Genomic DNA, 15314 nt, shown 5'->3' with positions numbered 1-15314 from the left:
GAAATGGGCTGCTTCTGCGACATGGGCTGCTCCTGATTCCAGTCTGCGCCCGCCCCGGTCATCCGCAACCCAGGTCATGTCCATGAAGGGCGGATCGCCTCGGCGTTCGCTGTTCCCCGGCAGACCTCTCCCGTCACACTGGTCGCCACAGAACATGAGCACTGTTCAAATCCCCTTGGTTTCCCCCTCGTTCCCCCTGACCGGAGACACCCCACCATGAGAAGACTCCTCGGCACCCTCGCCGCCGGCGCACTGGCCGTCACCGGCCTCGCCACCACCGGGGCGACACCCGCTGCCGCGGCCACCAGCGGAACGTTCAACGTGCTGACGTACAACGTCGCCGGCCTCCCGGAGCTGCTCAGCTCCGGGAACCCGGAGGTGAACACCCCGCTGATCTCGCCGCGCCTCGGGGCGTACGACATCGTGAACGTGCAGGAGGACTTCAACCACCACGCGGCGCTGTACGCGGGCGACAACCACCCGTACCGCACGGCGACCAGCGGCGGGGTACCGTTCGGCGACGGCCTCAACACGCTGTCGGACTACGCGTTCGAGGACTTCGAGCGGGTCAAGTGGAACGACTGCACCGGCACCAACTGCCTCACCCCGAAGGGCTTCTCGCTGGCCCGGGTCCGGCTCGACGAGGGTGTCTTCGTCGACCTCTACAACGTGCACACCAACGCCGACTCCGACGACGCGGCCCTCGCCGCCCGCCGCGCCAACGTCACCCAGCTCTCCGAGTTCATCAAGGCCAACTCGGCGGGCAACGCGGTGATCGTCATGGGTGACACCAACACCCGCTACACGCGCACCGGCGACAACATCCGCTCGCTCGTGTCGGAGAACGGCCTCACGGACCCGTGGGTGCAGCTGATCAAGGGCGGTGTCGCCCCGGCGCCGGGCGCGGACGCGCTGCTCTGCCCGACGACCGCCCCGACCAACGACTGCGAGGTCGTCGACAAGGTCTTCTACCGGGACAGCAACGTCGTCGACCTGACCGCGAACCGCTACGGCGACGACTGGGCGAAGTTCCTCGACTCGGCGGGCGGCAACCTCTCCGACCACTTCCCGCACACGGTCGACTTCTCCTGGAAGGTCAACTCCGGCCTGCGGACCAGTGACTTCTTCGGCGGCCCGCACGGCACCGCGTACAACGACGCGGACAACCTCCCGTCGACGGTCTCGCCCCGCACCCTGACCCTGCGCGGCGCCTCCCGCCTCGACGCGGTCTCGCTCACGCACGACGGCGGCACGACCCTGACCCACGGCGGTACGGGCGGCACGGCGACCTCCCTCACGCTGGCCTCCGGCGAGCACCTCACCTCGGTGAGGCTCACCCAGGGCCAGAAGGACGGCCGTACCCGGATCTTCTCCGCCGCGTTCGGCACGGACAAGGGCCGCACCCTGACCTCCGGTACGGCGACCTCCGACACGAAGACCTTCACGGCCCCCTCCGGCTGGCAGATCGTCGGCTTCACCGGCCGCTCGGGCGACGAGATCGACAGGCTGGGCGTGCTGTACGCGCCGATCGGCTGACCCGCGGACGGCCTGGGACCGACCCGCGGTTCGGCCGTCACACGGCCTCGGGGCCCTTGATCACCGGGCGGTAGCCTTGGCGTTCCGGGTCCCCGAGGTGAAGAGGTGGTCTCCATGGCCCGTGCCGGGCTCACCGTCGACCGGGTCGTGGAGGCCGCGGCCGATCTCGCGGACGAGATCGGCTTCGAGAAGGTCACCCTGTCCGCGCTGGCACGGCACTTCGGGGTGAAGGACGCGAGTCTGTACTCGCACGTCAGGAACCTCCAGGATCTGCGGACCCGGGTCGCGCTGCTGGCGGGCGGCGAGCTGATCGACGACATCGCCGAGGCCGTCGCCGGACGGGCCGGCAAGGACGCGCTCGCCGCCTTCGCCGGGGCCTACCGGGAGTACGCCCTGCGCCACCCCGGCCGGTACGCGGCCACCCAGATCCCCCTCGACCAGGTCCTCGTCACCGACTCCCCCGCCCTGCGCCGCACCGCCGAGATCACCTACGGCATGCTCCGCGCGTACGGCCTCGACGAACCCGACCTCACCGACGCCGTACGGCTGCTGCGCAGCACCTTCCACGGCTTCTGCGCCCTGGAGGCCGGGGGCGGTTTCGGGGCGCCCCGGGAGGTGCGCAGATCGTGGGAGAGATCCGTCGAGGCACTGCATCTGGCGCTGACGCACTGGCCCCGGGAGGCCCCGGGGAACCGCTCCGACGAGGGCCACTCTTGAGGTCTCGAATATTTTCGGCCGGAGCGGCAACCTTCGGCCCTCCGGTGGCGACCACAGCACATGACATCTGCAACACCCACCCCCTCCGCACCTCCCGCCCCGGCCAGACACCGCCGTCGCCACCTCGCGCGCAAGCCCGTCATCGGCTCGCTCGTGGCCGCGTCCGTGCTGGCCGGCGCCTGGTACGCGACCGCCGGGGCCGCGCCCTCGACCACCGCCGCGGCCGGTGATCTCACCGTCACGAACACGACCGTGACCCTGTCGGCGAAGTTCCCCTATCTCTCGGCGGGCTACAACAACAGCCGGGAGTGGACGCGGACGGCGACGGCCGTGGCACCGAACGGCACCCTGCGGGTGGCCTGGCCCGCGTCGGACGGTATCCATGTCACCCCGCTGACGGCGGCCGGGAAGCGTTCGGGCGCCGACACGGTCGTCAAGGGCACCAAGGAGGTCGGGGGGCTCGTCGCGCACAACGACGGGTTCGCGCTGCTGACCCGGGTCGCCGACACCAACAAGTGGAAGGAGACGGCCGCCGCGCTCATCCGCTACCAGAACGGCAAGCAGACCTGGCGGACCAAGCTCACCGGCACCTCCTCCGACGACACGGCCCCGCTGCTCGACGGCCAGCTCGCCTGGAACGGCAAGAAGTACGGCGCCTACTTCGTGGTGCACGGCGCGGGCGGCTTCGCCGACGGCCACTTCGGCGACAAGCTCGCGTACGTGGGCCCCAAGGGCAAGAAGCTCGGCGGCGGCTGGGGCTGGGGCTGCTCCCACAACGAGGGCATAGCCCTGCGCGCCGAGACCACCGGCGACTTCACCTCCCTCTGCTTCGACGACTGGCGCTCGGGCCTGTTCGTCTCCACCGGCATAGCCGCCCCGGACAACGCGCCCGTCGTCCAGCGCGAGCAGTGCTGGGCCGGCTACTGCGGCGGCACCTTCTCCGGCCGCACCGGCGAGATCGTGAAGTCCTCCACCGGCCGCTACGCCACCGCGTTCGCCTCGCGCGGCGCCGCCTCCGCCAAGAAGAACCCGGACGACTCCAGCGGCCGTGGCTGGACGGTCAAGCCGAAAACCAGCACCCACCAGGTCGCGATCGCGTTCCTCAAGAACCGCAACACCCCGTCGGGCAAGCCGGTCTACCTCACCTCCGCCAAGGGCACCGAACACGTCAACGTGCGCGTCGCCCCGTACGGCAAGGACCGGCTCCTCGTCTCCTACGAGACGCTGAAGAACGCCAAGTGCGCGAGCGGTACCTGCACCGGCACCTTCACGGGCACCCACTTCCGGCTCGTCGACTGGAACGGCAAGCCCCAGGGCGCCGACAAGGTCGTCAAGGCCCGGATCTCCGGCGATATCGCGGTCCTCAAGGACGGGACGCTGACCTGGGCCTACGCCCCCGTCACCCCGTCCTACACGAGCGCCCTCAACGGGGCGTCACCGACCACGAAGACGCTGAAGATCGCCCGTCTGACGCCGTGAACACGAACCGGGTCCGCTCGTCGCCGCGGGCCCGGTTCACGGACACCTCGTACGTCCCCGGCCCCTCCCGCACCTCCACGGAGACCAGCTCCGGGAGGGGCCGGGGGGCGGGGTCGGCGGTGAGTCGGGCGAGCGCCACGAAGAGGGTCGCCCCTTCACCGACACCGCCGACGAGCCCGGGTGCGTCCGCGTCCGCCGACAGACCGTGCGCCGGGAGGAGTTCCGCGTGTACGCCGTCCGCGCCCGCCCATCCCGTGATCCGCACCGCCGTGCCGGGCAGCGCGCCCGCCACCAGATGGGCCCGCACCTCCACCGCCCCGCGCGCCAGCACGAGGCTCGTCACGCGCGCCCCTGTCCCGGCGGTGTGCCGGGACGCCGCCCACCCCTCGCCGACGCCCAGCGGCTCGATGTCGGTACGGCTCGCGTCGCCGCCGACGATCACGCTGTTGTCGTACGTCTCGGCGGGCTCGGCCAGGGGCACGGGCTCGGTCACCGTCGAGTAGGCGAGCCGGGTGTAGAAGGGGTCGTAGCGGACGTCCTCGCTGCCATGGTTGTGGAGGCGGACCAGTCCGTCCGAACTCGTGGACTGGAGAAGCCAGTTGGGCGGACCGACCGGGCGCAGCTCGTCCGCCCGCTCCACCGGGCCCGGCTCCTCCGTCGCCGTCCACACCTCGTGGTCCGGCGGCAGCAGGAGGCCGAGGAAGCCCTTGCTGGCCCAGTACGGGGAGGCGGGGCCCGAATAGCCTTGCAGGACGGCGGAGTCGGGGCCGTGCCAGCCGAGGGACAACAGGCCTCGCTCGTCCACGGCTCCCCGGTCGAGGAAGTACTTCAGCGCGCCGGACGCCAGCCGCCTCGTCTCGCCCGGCGACAGCGGCGTACGGCCGGTGAGGGCGCCCAGCCAGAGCGGGACGGTGGTCGCGAAGCGGTAGGTGAGGGAGCGGCCCTGGTGCAGGGGGGCGCCGTCGCCGCCGAACAGGCGGGCGTAGTCGGCGAGATGGGTGGAGAGACGGTCGCCGTAGCGGGCGAGGAGGTGTTCGTCCTTGGCGAGCCAGGCGTGCAGCACGGGGTAGAGGTGCATGGCCCAGCCGTTGTAGTAGTCGAACTTGCGGCCGTCGCCGTCGGTGTACCAGCCGTCACCCAGGTACCACTGCTCGATGCGGTCGAGACGCCGGTCGATGACCCGACGGGCCAACTCCGGTTCGTGGCCGATCTCTTCGAGGAAACCGCCGACGGTCACCGGGAACAACTCCCAGTTGCAGGGCCAGGGTTCGGCGGTGAGCGCGTCCCCGAGCCAGGCCGCCGTGCGCTGCTGGACGGCGTCGTCGAGGCGGTCCCAGAGCAGGTCCCGGGTGACGCGCAGCGCGAAGGCGATCGACGCGGCCTCGACGAGGGGCTGGCCTCGGTCCTCGATACGCGGCCAGACGCCCGAGACACCGGCGGCGAGGCCGTCGGCGTAGCGGGCCAGCGCGGTGCCGTCCCGGCGGAAGGCGGCGAGCAGGAGGGTGCGGGCGTAGCCCTCCAGGCCGTCGGAGAGCCGGCCGGACCAGCTGGTGCGGTCGCCCGGCAGGTCGTACAGCGCGCCGTCGGCGGACGCGTACGGTTCGACCGCCGCGAGCAGTCCGTCGGCCGCGGCCTCCCAGTGGGCGCGGGTGTAGCCGGTGTACGGGCTGAGGCTGCGATCGTCCTGCGGCTGGGAGGGCATACGGTGCGCTTTCTGGCCGGGGTTGATTCAGGAGGGGGGTGGATGGGGTGCGTTGTCGGGTGCGGCTCCGGTGGGGCTTCTCGCGCAGTTCCCCGCGCCCCTAGAAGACCAGGCCCCTGCGGGCCTGAAAGACCACGGCCCCGCGGGCTTGAAGGGCGATGGGGCCGCGGGCCTGAAAGGCAACCCGGGCCGCGGGCCGAAAAAGCACGGGGCGCAGCCCCTGCTTTTTCAGGGGCGCGGGGAACTGCGCGACCAGCCCCCACCTGGCCCGCACCCGCAAACGCACCGCACCCCCCACCCCCTCCCGCGTACAAACCTGGGACGCCCCGGTTCCGGTCGGAACGCCCCAGGGGTCTCATCCCACCCTGGTCCGCCCCTCACGCACCAGCCCCTGGGCGACGAGTTCGTCACGGACCAGCCCCGCGTAGACGGTCGCGCCATGCACCGACGTATGCGTGTTGTCCCGCTTCTCGTTGTACAGGTACAGCGCCTTGGAACCCTCCGTACCCAACGACTCGACCAGCGCCTTGGTCCCGGCGGTGAGATCGATCAGCGGCACGGAGTGCGCCGCGGCGACCGCGCGGGTGACCGCAGGATGGTCCACACCCAGCCCGTTGACCAGCAGCGCCGTGCCGTTGTTCAGCGTGCCGTCCGCGTTGAACCAGCGGCGGACGATCGGGGTCACCAGCACCGGCTCGCCGCCCTTCGCGCGGACACCCGCGACCAGGGTCTCCAGGTTGCCCCGATACGTGGCCTCGTCGGTCTGCTTGTCGTTGTGGGCCAGCTGGATCAGCACCAGATCGCCGCCCCGGATCCTCGGCTGGACCGTGGCCCACAGCCGCGAGTCGGCGAGGTAGGACACCGTGCTCTCGCCGGAGTCGGCGTAGTTGGCGACCGAGAGACCCTTGCGGAGGTACTGCGGGAGCTGCTGCCCCCAGCCGGAGTACGGGTCGCCGGGCTGGTCGCAGACCGTGGAGTCGCCGACGAGGAGGATCTGCCGGGCCCGCTTGGCGGGGGTCACCCGGATGTCGGCCAGCGCGGGCGCCGAACCGCCGATGACGAGGTCCAGACCGGGTGTGCCGTCGGCGCCGGTCGGCTCGCCCTCGGGCGTGCGGACGTCGACGGTGAAACTGCGGGAGGTGGGCCGCCCGGCCGCCGTGGCCGTCTCGGCGAGCAGCGTGCGGCGCGTCTCGCCGGTGACGCTCGTGCTCGCCGCAGTCTCGCCGCCGAGGCGGACCGTCACGTCGTACGTCCCGGCCGGGACGTCGAAGTGGCAGGCGTTCGCGGCACAGTTCTCCAGGCCGAGCGCGGGCCGCCCCCGGTGCGCCTCGGCCGGTACGGCGGTGAGGACGGTGCCCAGGGCCGTCGCCGCCGTCAGCGCGGCGATGGTGAAACGTCTCATTGCGGCTCCTCCCGAGGAATGACAAGTCCCGGCTGGTGGACGGTACATCGTTTGACAAGCGCTTTCTAGATGTCCGGCGTTTTTCACATGATTGCCAACTTCTCTACGGCGAAAGCCCTTTCGCGAAAACGATTCAACTGTCACCCTTCCGAATCACCCGCAGTCCCCCCACACCACCCGAGGAGGACCCCCATGTCCGAATCCACCGACAGACCCGCCACGACACCCCGTCTGGGCCGCCGCGGCTTCGTCGTCGGCACCGCCGCCACGGCTGCCGGAGTCACCGGAGCCGCGCTCGCCGGGCCGCTGGCCGGTACCGCCCGCGCCGCGGCCTTCGGCTACACCGACGACGGCACCCACTACGTCATCGACACCGGCGCGAACCTGGTGTTCAAGGTCAGGAAGAGCAACGGCGACCTGGCCTCGCTCGTCTACCGGGGCACGGAGTACCAGGGCTACGGCGGCATGAACTCGCACATCGAGTCCGGCCTCGGCAGCTCCACGGTCACCATCACGCAGTCCGGCTCGACGATCCTCGTCTCCGTCACCTACGGCACACTGAGGCACTACTACGCGGCCCGCAGCGGCGAGAACAACGTCTACCTGTGGACCAACAAGGCCGACACCTCGGTCTCGGCGACCCGGTTCATCCTGCGCGTGAAGGCGGGCCTGTTCCTCAACGACGAGCCCGATTCCTACACTTACGCCCCCACCACCATCGAGGCCTCGGACGTCTTCGCCAAGTCCAACGGCCAGACCCGCTCGAAGCACTACTCGAAGCTGCGGGTGATCGACTACAACTACGTCGGCTGGACCACGGGCAGCGTCGGTCTGTACGTCGTCCGCAGCAACCACGAGAAGGCCTCCGGCGGCCCGTTCTACCGCTCCCTGCTGCGCCACCAGAGCGCGGACGGCGGCGGCCTCTACGAGATCCTGTACTACGGCCAGAACCAGACCGAGGAGCAGCGGTTCGGCCTCCAGGGCCCGTACGTCATCGCCTTCACGGACGGCGGGGCGCCCTCCTCGGCGCTGTTCCCGGGCACGCTGACCACCTCGTGGGCGGACTCGCTCGGCCTGTCCGGGTACGTCTCGGCGAGCGGCCGGGGCCGGGTCGCGGGCGTCGGCATCACCGGCCGCAACACGGCGTACGCGTACACGGTGGGCCTCGCCAACTCGGCGGCGCAGTACTGGGGTTCGGCGCGGGCCTCGGACGGCAACTACTCCGTCCCCGGGGTGCTGCCGGGGACGTACACGCTCACGGTGTTCAAGGGTGAGCTGGCGGTGTACACCACCTCGGTGACGGTCACGGCGGGCGCGACGACGACGCTGAACTCGATCGCGATCCCGTCCTCGAACGACCCGTCGAACGCGGGCGCGATCTGGCGGATCAACGACTGGAACGGCACGCCCAGCGGTTTCAAGAACGCCGACCTGATGACGTACGCGCATCCGTCGGACGTCCGGGCCGCCGCCTGGACCGGCAATGTGGTGATCGGCAGCGGCACCGAGACCTCGGCGTTCCCCTGCTACCTCTGGAAGGACGTGAACAGCGGTCTCCTCGTCTACTTCCGGCTGACCGCCGCGCAGGCCGCCGCCGCGCACACCCTGCGCATCGGGGTGACGACGGCCTACGCCAACGGCCGGCCGCAGGTCGTCGTCAACGACGCCTGGACCTCGGCGATCCCCTCCCCGCCCACCCAGCCGAACACACGCTCGCTGACGAACGGGTCCTACCGGGGCAACAACCACACGTTCACCTACAGCGTCCCGGCGTCCGCCTGGCTGACGGACACGAGTCAGTACAACGTGCTGCGGATCAACGTGGTGAGCGGGTCGGGGTCGACCTCCTATCTCAGCGCGGGCACGGCGATCGACACGATCGACCTGCTGAGCTGACCGACGGATTGGACTGACGGAATGAACTGACGGGACGTCATGTCCCGCGCGTCCACTGCTGGTTCGTACCGCCGTTGCACGTGTACGTGATGACGGCGGCCGCGTCGGCGGTGGACGCGCCGTTCACGTCCAGGCACTCGCCGGTCGCGCGGGAGACGATGTTGACGTAGGAGCCGGAGGTCACCACCGACCACTGCTGGGCGGTGGAGGCGGAGTTGCAGTTCTCCTGGGTGGTCGTGGAGGCGTTCTCCTGCACGCACAGGGAGCTGTGACGGGTGGTCAGCTGGTAGTAGCCGCTGCCGACGGACTTGAACCAGTACTTCTGGTTGTTGCCGCTGTTGCAGGTGTACTGCTTGATCTGGGCGCCCGCCCACTGCGACTGACTCGTGACATCGGCGCACTTGGACGAGTGCCGGGCGATCAGGGTGTTGTAGGTGGCGCTGGTGCCGGTGAGCGTGCCGGTGGCCGTGTCGACGGTGATCTCCGGGGACCAGGACAGGGACATCGTGGTGGAGGTCGGGAAGGTCAGCGGCAGCCAGACGTACCGGGAGTCGTTGACCGTGCCGCTGAAGGAGTTGCCCCAGCGGTCGCCCAGGTAGAGGTACGAGGTGGTGGAGGTGCCCTGCACGGGCAGCACGTACGCGGTCTGCGAGCCGAAGGTGGTGGAGTCACCGACGTTGGCCATGGCCGTCCAGGGGCCCGCGACGCTGGTGGCGGTGGCGTACTGCTGCTGGTTGGGGCTCCAGCCGGTGGCGCCCGAGGTGAGCATGAAGTAGACGCCGTTGCGCTTGAACAGGGCCGGGGCCTCGCGGTGGCCGCCGTGCCAGGGGTCGGCGACGAGGGCGGCGATACCGGTGTAGTCGGCGGTGAGCCGGTAGATCTGGAGGTCGTAGTTCTCGCGGGCCGCCGAGATCATGTAGCCGGTGCCGTCGGTGTCCACGAAGACGGTGATGTCCCGGGACATGTGCGTACCCAGCGGACGGAAGCTGCCCTGCCAGGTGTAGTTCCCGTCGACGGTGTCGGAGACGGCGACGGCCGCGCGGGCCTCGCTGTAGTCGACGCCGTTCTCCTTGTGCATCCACATCACGAACTTGCCGGTGGCCGCGTTGTACATGACCTTCGGCCGCTCGATGTTGGCGGTCTCCAGCTCCGGGTCGGTGGCCTCGGTCAGAACGTGATTGCGGAACTCCCAGGTCTTGAGGTCCGTGGAACGGTAGGCGGAGACATAGCGGAAGGTGTTGTCGGCGTTGCGGTTCTCGCCGAACCAGTAGTAGTACGAGCCGACCTTGAGGACGCCACCGCCGTGGGCGTGGAGGGCGTTGCCACTGCTGTCCGTGAACTGGGTGCCGTTGGGGACGGTCTGCGGTGCCGCCTGGGCGGGGCCGGCGGTGACGAGGGCGCCGGCCAGCGCCAGACATAGCGCGAGGAGCATCGCGTACGCACGTCTCATCTCAGCTCTCCTTACTGGGTGTTCGCGGTGTTCGCGGTGTTCGATGTGGGCGTGTCGGCTACGGGGACTCCGAAGTCGGGGGTGCCGTCGGGCTTCCAGCCGAGGCGCTGGATACGGGTGTGGCGGTTGGGGTCGTTCAGCGGGTCGCCGACGATGTCCTTGTACTGGCGGGCGTGGTAGACGAGGACGTCGGTGCGGCCGTCCTCGGCGACGGTGAAGCTGTTGTGGCCCGGCCCGTACTGCCGGGTGGTGTCGTTGCTGGTGAAGACCGGGGTCGGGGACTTGGACCAGTTGGCGGGGTCCATGAGGTCGGCGTCCGCGTCGACGGTCAGCAGGCCCATGCAGTAGTTGAAGTCGGTGGCGCTCGCGGAGTACGTCATGAACAGCCGGCCGTTGCGCTTGATGACCGACGGGCCCTCGTTGACCTTGTAGCCGATGACCTCCCAGTCCAACTCCGGTGTGGTCAGCCGTACTTGCGGTCCTGTCAGGGTGAGCGGGTCGGCCATCCTCGACAGCCAGACCGCCGTGTTGTTGTTCATCCCGGGCTCGTGCTGCGCCCACGCGAGATAGCGGGAGCCGCGGTGGGTGAAGGTGGTGGCGTCCAGGGAGAAGGTCTCCCAGGCCGTCTTCAACTGGCCGCGCTCGACCCAGGTGCCCTTGAAGGGGTCGCGGTGGGAGTTCTCCAGGACCCAGATGCGGATCGCCCAGACGTCCTCGGCGGGCGCGGAGGCGAAGTAGATGTACCACTTGCCGTCGATGCGGTGGATCTCCGGCGCCCAGATGTGCGCGCCCATCACGCCCGTGGCGTGCTTGCGCCAGATCACGGACTCGGCGGCCGTCGACAGTCCGCGCAGGGTGCGGGATCTGCGCAGGATGATCCGGTCGTACTCGGGCGAGGTCGCCGTGAAGTAGTAGAAGCCGTCGGTGTGCCGGTTGATGTGCGGGTCGGCGCGGTTGCGGACCAGCGGGTTGACGTACGCCGGGCGGGAGCCGGACGTGTGTGTCGTGGCCGCTCGGGCGACGCCTGCGGGCATCGCGGTGAGGGCGCCGGCGGCCAGGGCGCCCTTCAGGAGCAGTCGGCGGTCGGGGGGTTCGGGGATTTCGGGGATTTCGCGCTCGCGGCTCACGCGGTCTGCCTCTCTGCGGGTTTCCGCACGTGGGGGGAGGTGGGGGGAACAAAAGGAAACAGAATCGTTCGACATATCGCACAAGATCAGTCATTCCGAACGGCGAAAAGGTAAGGGTGCGTTACGTCTAGGTCAACGGGTCGGGCGGAACGAACACAAGCTCACAGGAACGAACCGAACCACCGAAGCCGGGCTTCGCGAAGTTTCTGTTATCGAGGTGAGCCCCGGACCGTCTCCCCTGGCGTGCGCACCCATATCCACAAGACAGCTTCGGCCGCCGGAGCCCTGGCGGTCACCGCCCTGATGCTCGGCGCCCCGACCGCGACCGCCGCCGGACCCCGCGACGCGACAGCCGACGTCCTGGCCGGGCGGAACGTCACACTCACCGGGGACACGGTGGTGACCGTGCCGTCCGGGACGACCACGTACGACGGCGTGTTCAGCGGCACCGGCACACTCACCGTCCGCGGTACAGGCACGCTGGTCCTCACCAGGGACAGCGACTTCACCCTCCCGAAGGCCCGGCAGCGGCAGAGCGTGAAGACGCTCGGCGGCAACCACCCGTACGTCACCGTCACCCACCCGGACCCGCCCGCCGTGACCGTCGAGCGGGGCGCGACCCTCCAGTACGGGAACAGCGGCTCGACCGGGGTGATCGGCCACTACCCGTACGGCACCCCGGCGTTCCGGCTCAACCAGAACAACATCCGGGTCGACGGCACCCTGCGGCTGGCCCTGAAGAACACGCAGTACAACCTGGGGACCATCAGCGGTTCCGGTCTGGTCAGCCAGCCGAGGTTCCTGTGGGCCACCTGGGACCTCTCGGGCACCCACCCCTTCAGCGGGGTCATCGACAACGGCACCCAAGTCAACGCCGGGCGCCCGGAGTTCGCGACCGCGCTGCCCAACGCGCGCAAGGTCCTCAACCAGGGCACCTGGACCGTCGACACCCCACTGGGCCAGACCGTCACCCAGGGCATGGACTTCTACCAGCGCGAGTACGGCAGCGACATCAACGTCCAGTCGCGGCCCGGCAGCAAGGTGATCCTCACCGGCCAGTACAGCTGGTCGGACCGGGGCGGCGACACGAACCCCTCGCTCAGCGACCCCGCCCTGAACTGGACGCCCGCCCGCAAGAACGTCAACAAGCGCGGCACCAACATCAAGGGCGCGAACGTCCAGTGGGGCGACGGCACCACCAGCAGGATCTTCATGCCGGGCACGGCCGAGACGGTGTACATCAACCTCCTCGCCGCCCGCTCCCGTTCCCTGCTCACCTTCGACTACAACGGGCCGGTGACCCTGGGCGCCCCCATCGGCGGTGGCCGCTTCCACGACACGCTCTCCGCGCCCGGCGCCGGGGACATCGTCATCGCGGGGACCAAGGGCAACGACGTCACCTTCGCCGCCGTCCAGTACTACAACGGCTCGACCACGGTCGAGAAGGGCGCGGTGCTGCGGCTGGGCAGCGGCAAGTCCGGTGGGGACGGCGGGCTTTACACCAAGGGCGACCTGTACAAGGTGGTCAACAACGGTGCGCTGATCGTCCGGAACACCTCGAAGCCGGTGACGCTGTCGCGGGTCGGCGGCAGCGGCTCGCTCACCCAGTCGGGCGCCGCCACCACGACCCTGACGGGCTCCGCGATCACCTACACCGGGGCGACCACCGTCGCCAAGGGCACGCTGGCACTCCGCTCCGGAGCGACTCTCGCCCGCAGCAAGACCCTTCGGCTCACCACCGCCGGGGCGACACTCGACGTGGGCACGGCCGGGCTGAAGGTGACCAGGTCGCTGTCCGGCAAGGGCACGGTGAAGGGCTCGGTGACCAACGAGGGCGTGGTCGTGGCCGGTCCGACCGTGACCGGCGGCTACACCCAGACCGCGAAGGGCCAACTGGTGCTGCGGGAGAAGCCGTTGAAGGTGAGCGGGGCGGTGCGCCTGGCCGGTGGGCTGGACTTCGCGGCCCTGGCCGCCGTCGGCGGGCCCGGTGAGCGCGTCACCGTGATCGACCACCGCGGCAAGGGCACCAACACCGGGACGTTCACCGGACTGCGCGAGGGCGCGAAGGTGAAGCTCGCCGACAGCACCTACCGGATCAGCTACAAGGGCGGCGACGGCAACGACGTCGTCCTGACCACGGCGAAGGCGAGCCCCGCACCGGCCACCGAGGCCGCCGCGGGCACCGCCTCCGGCGCCGGCTCCGACGCCCAGGACACCCTGACGAACACGAGCGCCTCCGCCGACAGCGGCCTCGGCTGGTGGCCGTACGCCCTCGCCCTCGGCGGCCTGTCCGGGCTGCTGGTACCGGTGACCAGGCACCGCAGGAACAACCGGCGGGGCGGCGGCGGCAGACACGCGGCCACGGGCTGAGAGCGGGGTCTCAGCCCTCGATACGACGGCCCCGAGGCCACCCCCTCAACCGTCCCCCTCAACCGCGTCCCGCCCGGCCTTCCCGTTCAGCAGGGCGGCGCCGAGCGGGGTCAGGGTGTGCAGGACCGTGTTGGCGTGGCGGTGGCTGGTGATCAGACCGGCATCACGCAGTACGGCGGTGTGATGGCTGGCGGTCGTGGGGGTGACTCCGGCCCGGCGGGCGGCCTCGGTGGTGGTGGAGCCTGTCACGCAGGCCCGCAGGACGGCGGCGCGGGTGGGGCCGAGCAGCGCGTTCAGGGGCGGGGAGCCGGCCTGCCGGGTCGCCGCAGGCTGGTGGTGGAGGGGGTAGAGCAGCACGGGCGGGAGTCCGGGGTCGGCCAGGGCGATGGGCGCGTGCCAGCAGAAGTGGGAGGGGATCAGGAGCAGCCCCTGTCCGCCGAGGTGGACGTCGCGGTGGTCCGGATACGGATCGATCTCCAGGACGGGTGACCGCCAGCGGATCGTGGGGCCCAGACCGCCGAGCAGACCCTCGGTCCCACTCTGGAACAGGGTGTGCGCGTGGCGGGCCCGTTCGGCGTGCAGACGTTCCTGGATGTGCTCCTCGTGCGGGGCGATCGCGGCCCGGTGGTAGGCGCGCAGGGCGCTCACGAGCTGTTCGCGCAGGTCCGGCTCGGTCAGCCGACGGGTCCAGGCGGGGGCGCCGACGGTCCGACCGAGCATGTCGACCTCGCGCACGACCCGCTCGCGCGGTACCGCCAGGACGGCGTCCAGCCCGGCGTCCAGCCCTTGGACGCCCTCCGGCGGGGTCAGGAAGTCGGGGAAGTAACCGGCGCGAGGAAAGAGCGGCAACAGGAAGGTCCTCACGGCCTGTTCGAGCCCGGCCTCACGCAGCGCGACCCGCGCGGTGCGGAACCAGGGGGCGTAGGCCCAGCGGCCCTCGCGGGTCTGGAACCGGTGCAGACTGACCGCGATCTCCCAGAGCGCGTGCGGCTCGGTCGCCACGCGCACCTTCGTGAGGTCCTCGGCCGTGAAATGAAAGCGGAGCATCCCGTTCCCCGTGGTCGCCGGTCTCCGACCTGCGTGTTTTCACTCCCCTCGCATGAGCATGACAGTGCCGGGTGGGGCGGGAAACATGAATTCCCGCCAGCCGTAGGTCCGCTGGCACCCTCCATGAGAGAGGCACGGGATGTTCTCGTACGAGCAGAAGCAGGACCGGAAGTCCGGCCGCACCCCCCGCCGGGGCCGCAGGGCCTTCGCCGCCGCGGCGCTCACCGTCGCCACGGCCGGCCTGGGTCTCGTCGCACCGAACGCCGCGAGTGCGGCGCCGCAGGCGTTCTCGTGCGGCAGCGGCAACCTGTGTGCCTACACCGGCGGCAGCGGCAACGGCAGCCGCTGTTCGTGGTCCAACGCCGACGCGGACTGGTGGAGCGGTACCGTCCAGTGTTCATGGTCCGACACCCAGAACGTCGGGTCGGCCAAGAACAGCGGCACATCGTCCGCGTACGACTACGTCATCCTCTACACCGGCGCCAACTTCAACGGCACCGGCTACTGCATCCCGCAGAACGGCGGCGAGTGGCCGAACCTCAACGTCAGGATCCGGTCCCACCGCTGGGAGGCCAGTTGCTGATCCAC

Annotated in this window: 11 protein-coding genes; 6 read left to right on the top strand and 5 right to left on the bottom strand. The window is 70.2% G+C overall.

Going from position 1 to position 15314, the window contains the following annotated elements; genetic code table 11:
- Positions 1-216: 216 nt before the first annotated feature.
- The 3 genes from F9278_RS38455 (at position 217) to F9278_RS38445 (ending at position 3732) form a co-directional block, all read left to right on the top strand.
- A complete protein-coding gene (locus tag F9278_RS38455) occupies positions 217-1536 on the top strand; it encodes a jacalin-like lectin (protein WP_152172421.1) in 1320 nt (439 codons plus the stop codon).
- 114 nt (positions 1537-1650) lie between these two features.
- On the top strand, positions 1651-2253 hold the full coding sequence (locus F9278_RS38450; protein WP_152172420.1) for a TetR/AcrR family transcriptional regulator: 603 nt from the start codon (positions 1651-1653) through the stop codon (positions 2251-2253).
- Positions 2254-2313: 60 nt separating this feature from the next.
- Entirely contained in the window at positions 2314-3732 is a 1419-nt protein-coding gene (locus tag F9278_RS38445) for a hypothetical protein (RefSeq protein WP_152172419.1), read from the top strand.
- Here F9278_RS38445 and F9278_RS38440 read toward each other — a convergent pair.
- Both F9278_RS38440 and F9278_RS38435 read right to left on the bottom strand, forming a co-directional pair.
- Positions 3677-5434 carry a DUF2264 domain-containing protein gene (locus F9278_RS38440; RefSeq protein WP_152172418.1) on the bottom strand — a complete coding sequence of 586 codons (1758 nt, stop codon included), beginning with the start codon at positions 5432-5434 and terminating at the stop codon, positions 3677-3679. The two genes, F9278_RS38445 and F9278_RS38440, sit on opposite strands and share 56 nt — an antisense overlap.
- 355 nt (positions 5435-5789) lie before the next feature.
- On the bottom strand, positions 5790-6836 hold the full coding sequence (locus F9278_RS38435; RefSeq protein WP_152172417.1) for a rhamnogalacturonan acetylesterase: 1047 nt from the start codon (positions 6834-6836) through the stop codon (positions 5790-5792).
- A gap of 192 nt (positions 6837-7028) precedes the next feature.
- Here F9278_RS38435 and F9278_RS38430 point away from each other — a divergent pair, with 192 nt between their 5' ends.
- A complete protein-coding gene (locus F9278_RS38430; protein ID WP_152172416.1) occupies positions 7029-8732 on the top strand; it encodes a rhamnogalacturonan lyase B N-terminal domain-containing protein in 1704 nt (567 codons plus the stop codon).
- Positions 8733-8769: 37 nt separating this feature from the next.
- Here the strand turns inward: F9278_RS38430 and F9278_RS38425 are convergent, their stop codons facing one another.
- The gene (locus tag F9278_RS38425) at positions 8770-10182 is read right to left on the bottom strand and encodes an RICIN domain-containing protein (protein ID WP_152172415.1); all 1413 of its coding nucleotides are present in this window, start codon (positions 10180-10182) and stop codon (positions 8770-8772) included.
- An 11-nt stretch (positions 10183-10193) separates the two neighbouring features.
- Positions 10194-11309, bottom strand: coding sequence for a glycoside hydrolase family 43 protein (locus tag F9278_RS38420; protein WP_152172414.1), 1116 nt, complete (start codon positions 11307-11309; stop codon positions 10194-10196).
- A gap of 303 nt (positions 11310-11612) precedes the next feature.
- Between F9278_RS38420 and F9278_RS38415 the strand changes: the two genes are divergently transcribed.
- Positions 11613-13679 (top strand): autotransporter, encoded by a 2067-nt coding sequence (locus F9278_RS38415; protein WP_404819033.1) that lies wholly within the window; start codon positions 11613-11615, stop codon positions 13677-13679.
- A 45-nt stretch (positions 13680-13724) separates the two neighbouring features.
- Here the strand turns inward: F9278_RS38415 and F9278_RS38410 are convergent, their stop codons facing one another.
- Positions 13725-14726 carry an ArsR/SmtB family transcription factor gene (locus tag F9278_RS38410; RefSeq protein ID WP_152172412.1) on the bottom strand — a complete coding sequence of 334 codons (1002 nt, stop codon included), beginning with the start codon at positions 14724-14726 and terminating at the stop codon, positions 13725-13727.
- Positions 14727-14865: 139 nt separating this feature from the next.
- Between F9278_RS38410 and F9278_RS38405 the strand changes: the two genes are divergently transcribed.
- Entirely contained in the window at positions 14866-15309 is a 444-nt protein-coding gene (locus tag F9278_RS38405) for a peptidase inhibitor family I36 protein (protein ID WP_152172411.1), read from the top strand.
- The last annotated feature ends 5 nt before the right edge of the window (positions 15310-15314 follow it).

The sequence above is a fragment of the Streptomyces phaeolivaceus genome (genome assembly GCF_009184865.1).
Taxonomy (GTDB): Bacteria; Actinomycetota; Actinomycetes; order Streptomycetales; family Streptomycetaceae; genus Streptomyces; species Streptomyces phaeolivaceus.
This window is presented reverse-complemented; position numbering and strand designations above follow the sequence as displayed.

Bases quoted from the DNA above. Each gene is read 5' to 3' on its own strand.
- F9278_RS38455 (WP_152172421.1), top strand. From the start codon at position 217: ATGAGAAGACTCCTCGGCACCCTCGCCGCCGGCGCACTGGCCGTCACC.
- F9278_RS38450 (WP_152172420.1), top strand. From the start codon at position 1,651: ATGGCCCGTGCCGGGCTCACCGTCGACCGGGTCGTGGAGGCCGCGGCC.
- F9278_RS38445 (WP_152172419.1), top strand. From the start codon at position 2,314: ATGACATCTGCAACACCCACCCCCTCCGCACCTCCCGCCCCGGCCAGA.
- F9278_RS38440 (WP_152172418.1), bottom strand. From the start codon at position 5,434: ATGCCCTCCCAGCCGCAGGACGATCGCAGCCTCAGCCCGTACACCGGC.
- F9278_RS38435 (WP_152172417.1), bottom strand. From the start codon at position 6,836: ATGAGACGTTTCACCATCGCCGCGCTGACGGCGGCGACGGCCCTGGGC.
- F9278_RS38430 (WP_152172416.1), top strand. From the start codon at position 7,029: ATGTCCGAATCCACCGACAGACCCGCCACGACACCCCGTCTGGGCCGC.
- F9278_RS38425 (WP_152172415.1), bottom strand. From the start codon at position 10,182: ATGAGACGTGCGTACGCGATGCTCCTCGCGCTATGTCTGGCGCTGGCC.
- F9278_RS38415 (WP_404819033.1), top strand. From the start codon at position 11,613: ATGCTCGGCGCCCCGACCGCGACCGCCGCCGGACCCCGCGACGCGACA.
- F9278_RS38410 (WP_152172412.1), bottom strand. From the start codon at position 14,726: ATGCTCCGCTTTCATTTCACGGCCGAGGACCTCACGAAGGTGCGCGTG.
- F9278_RS38405 (WP_152172411.1), top strand. From the start codon at position 14,866: ATGTTCTCGTACGAGCAGAAGCAGGACCGGAAGTCCGGCCGCACCCCC.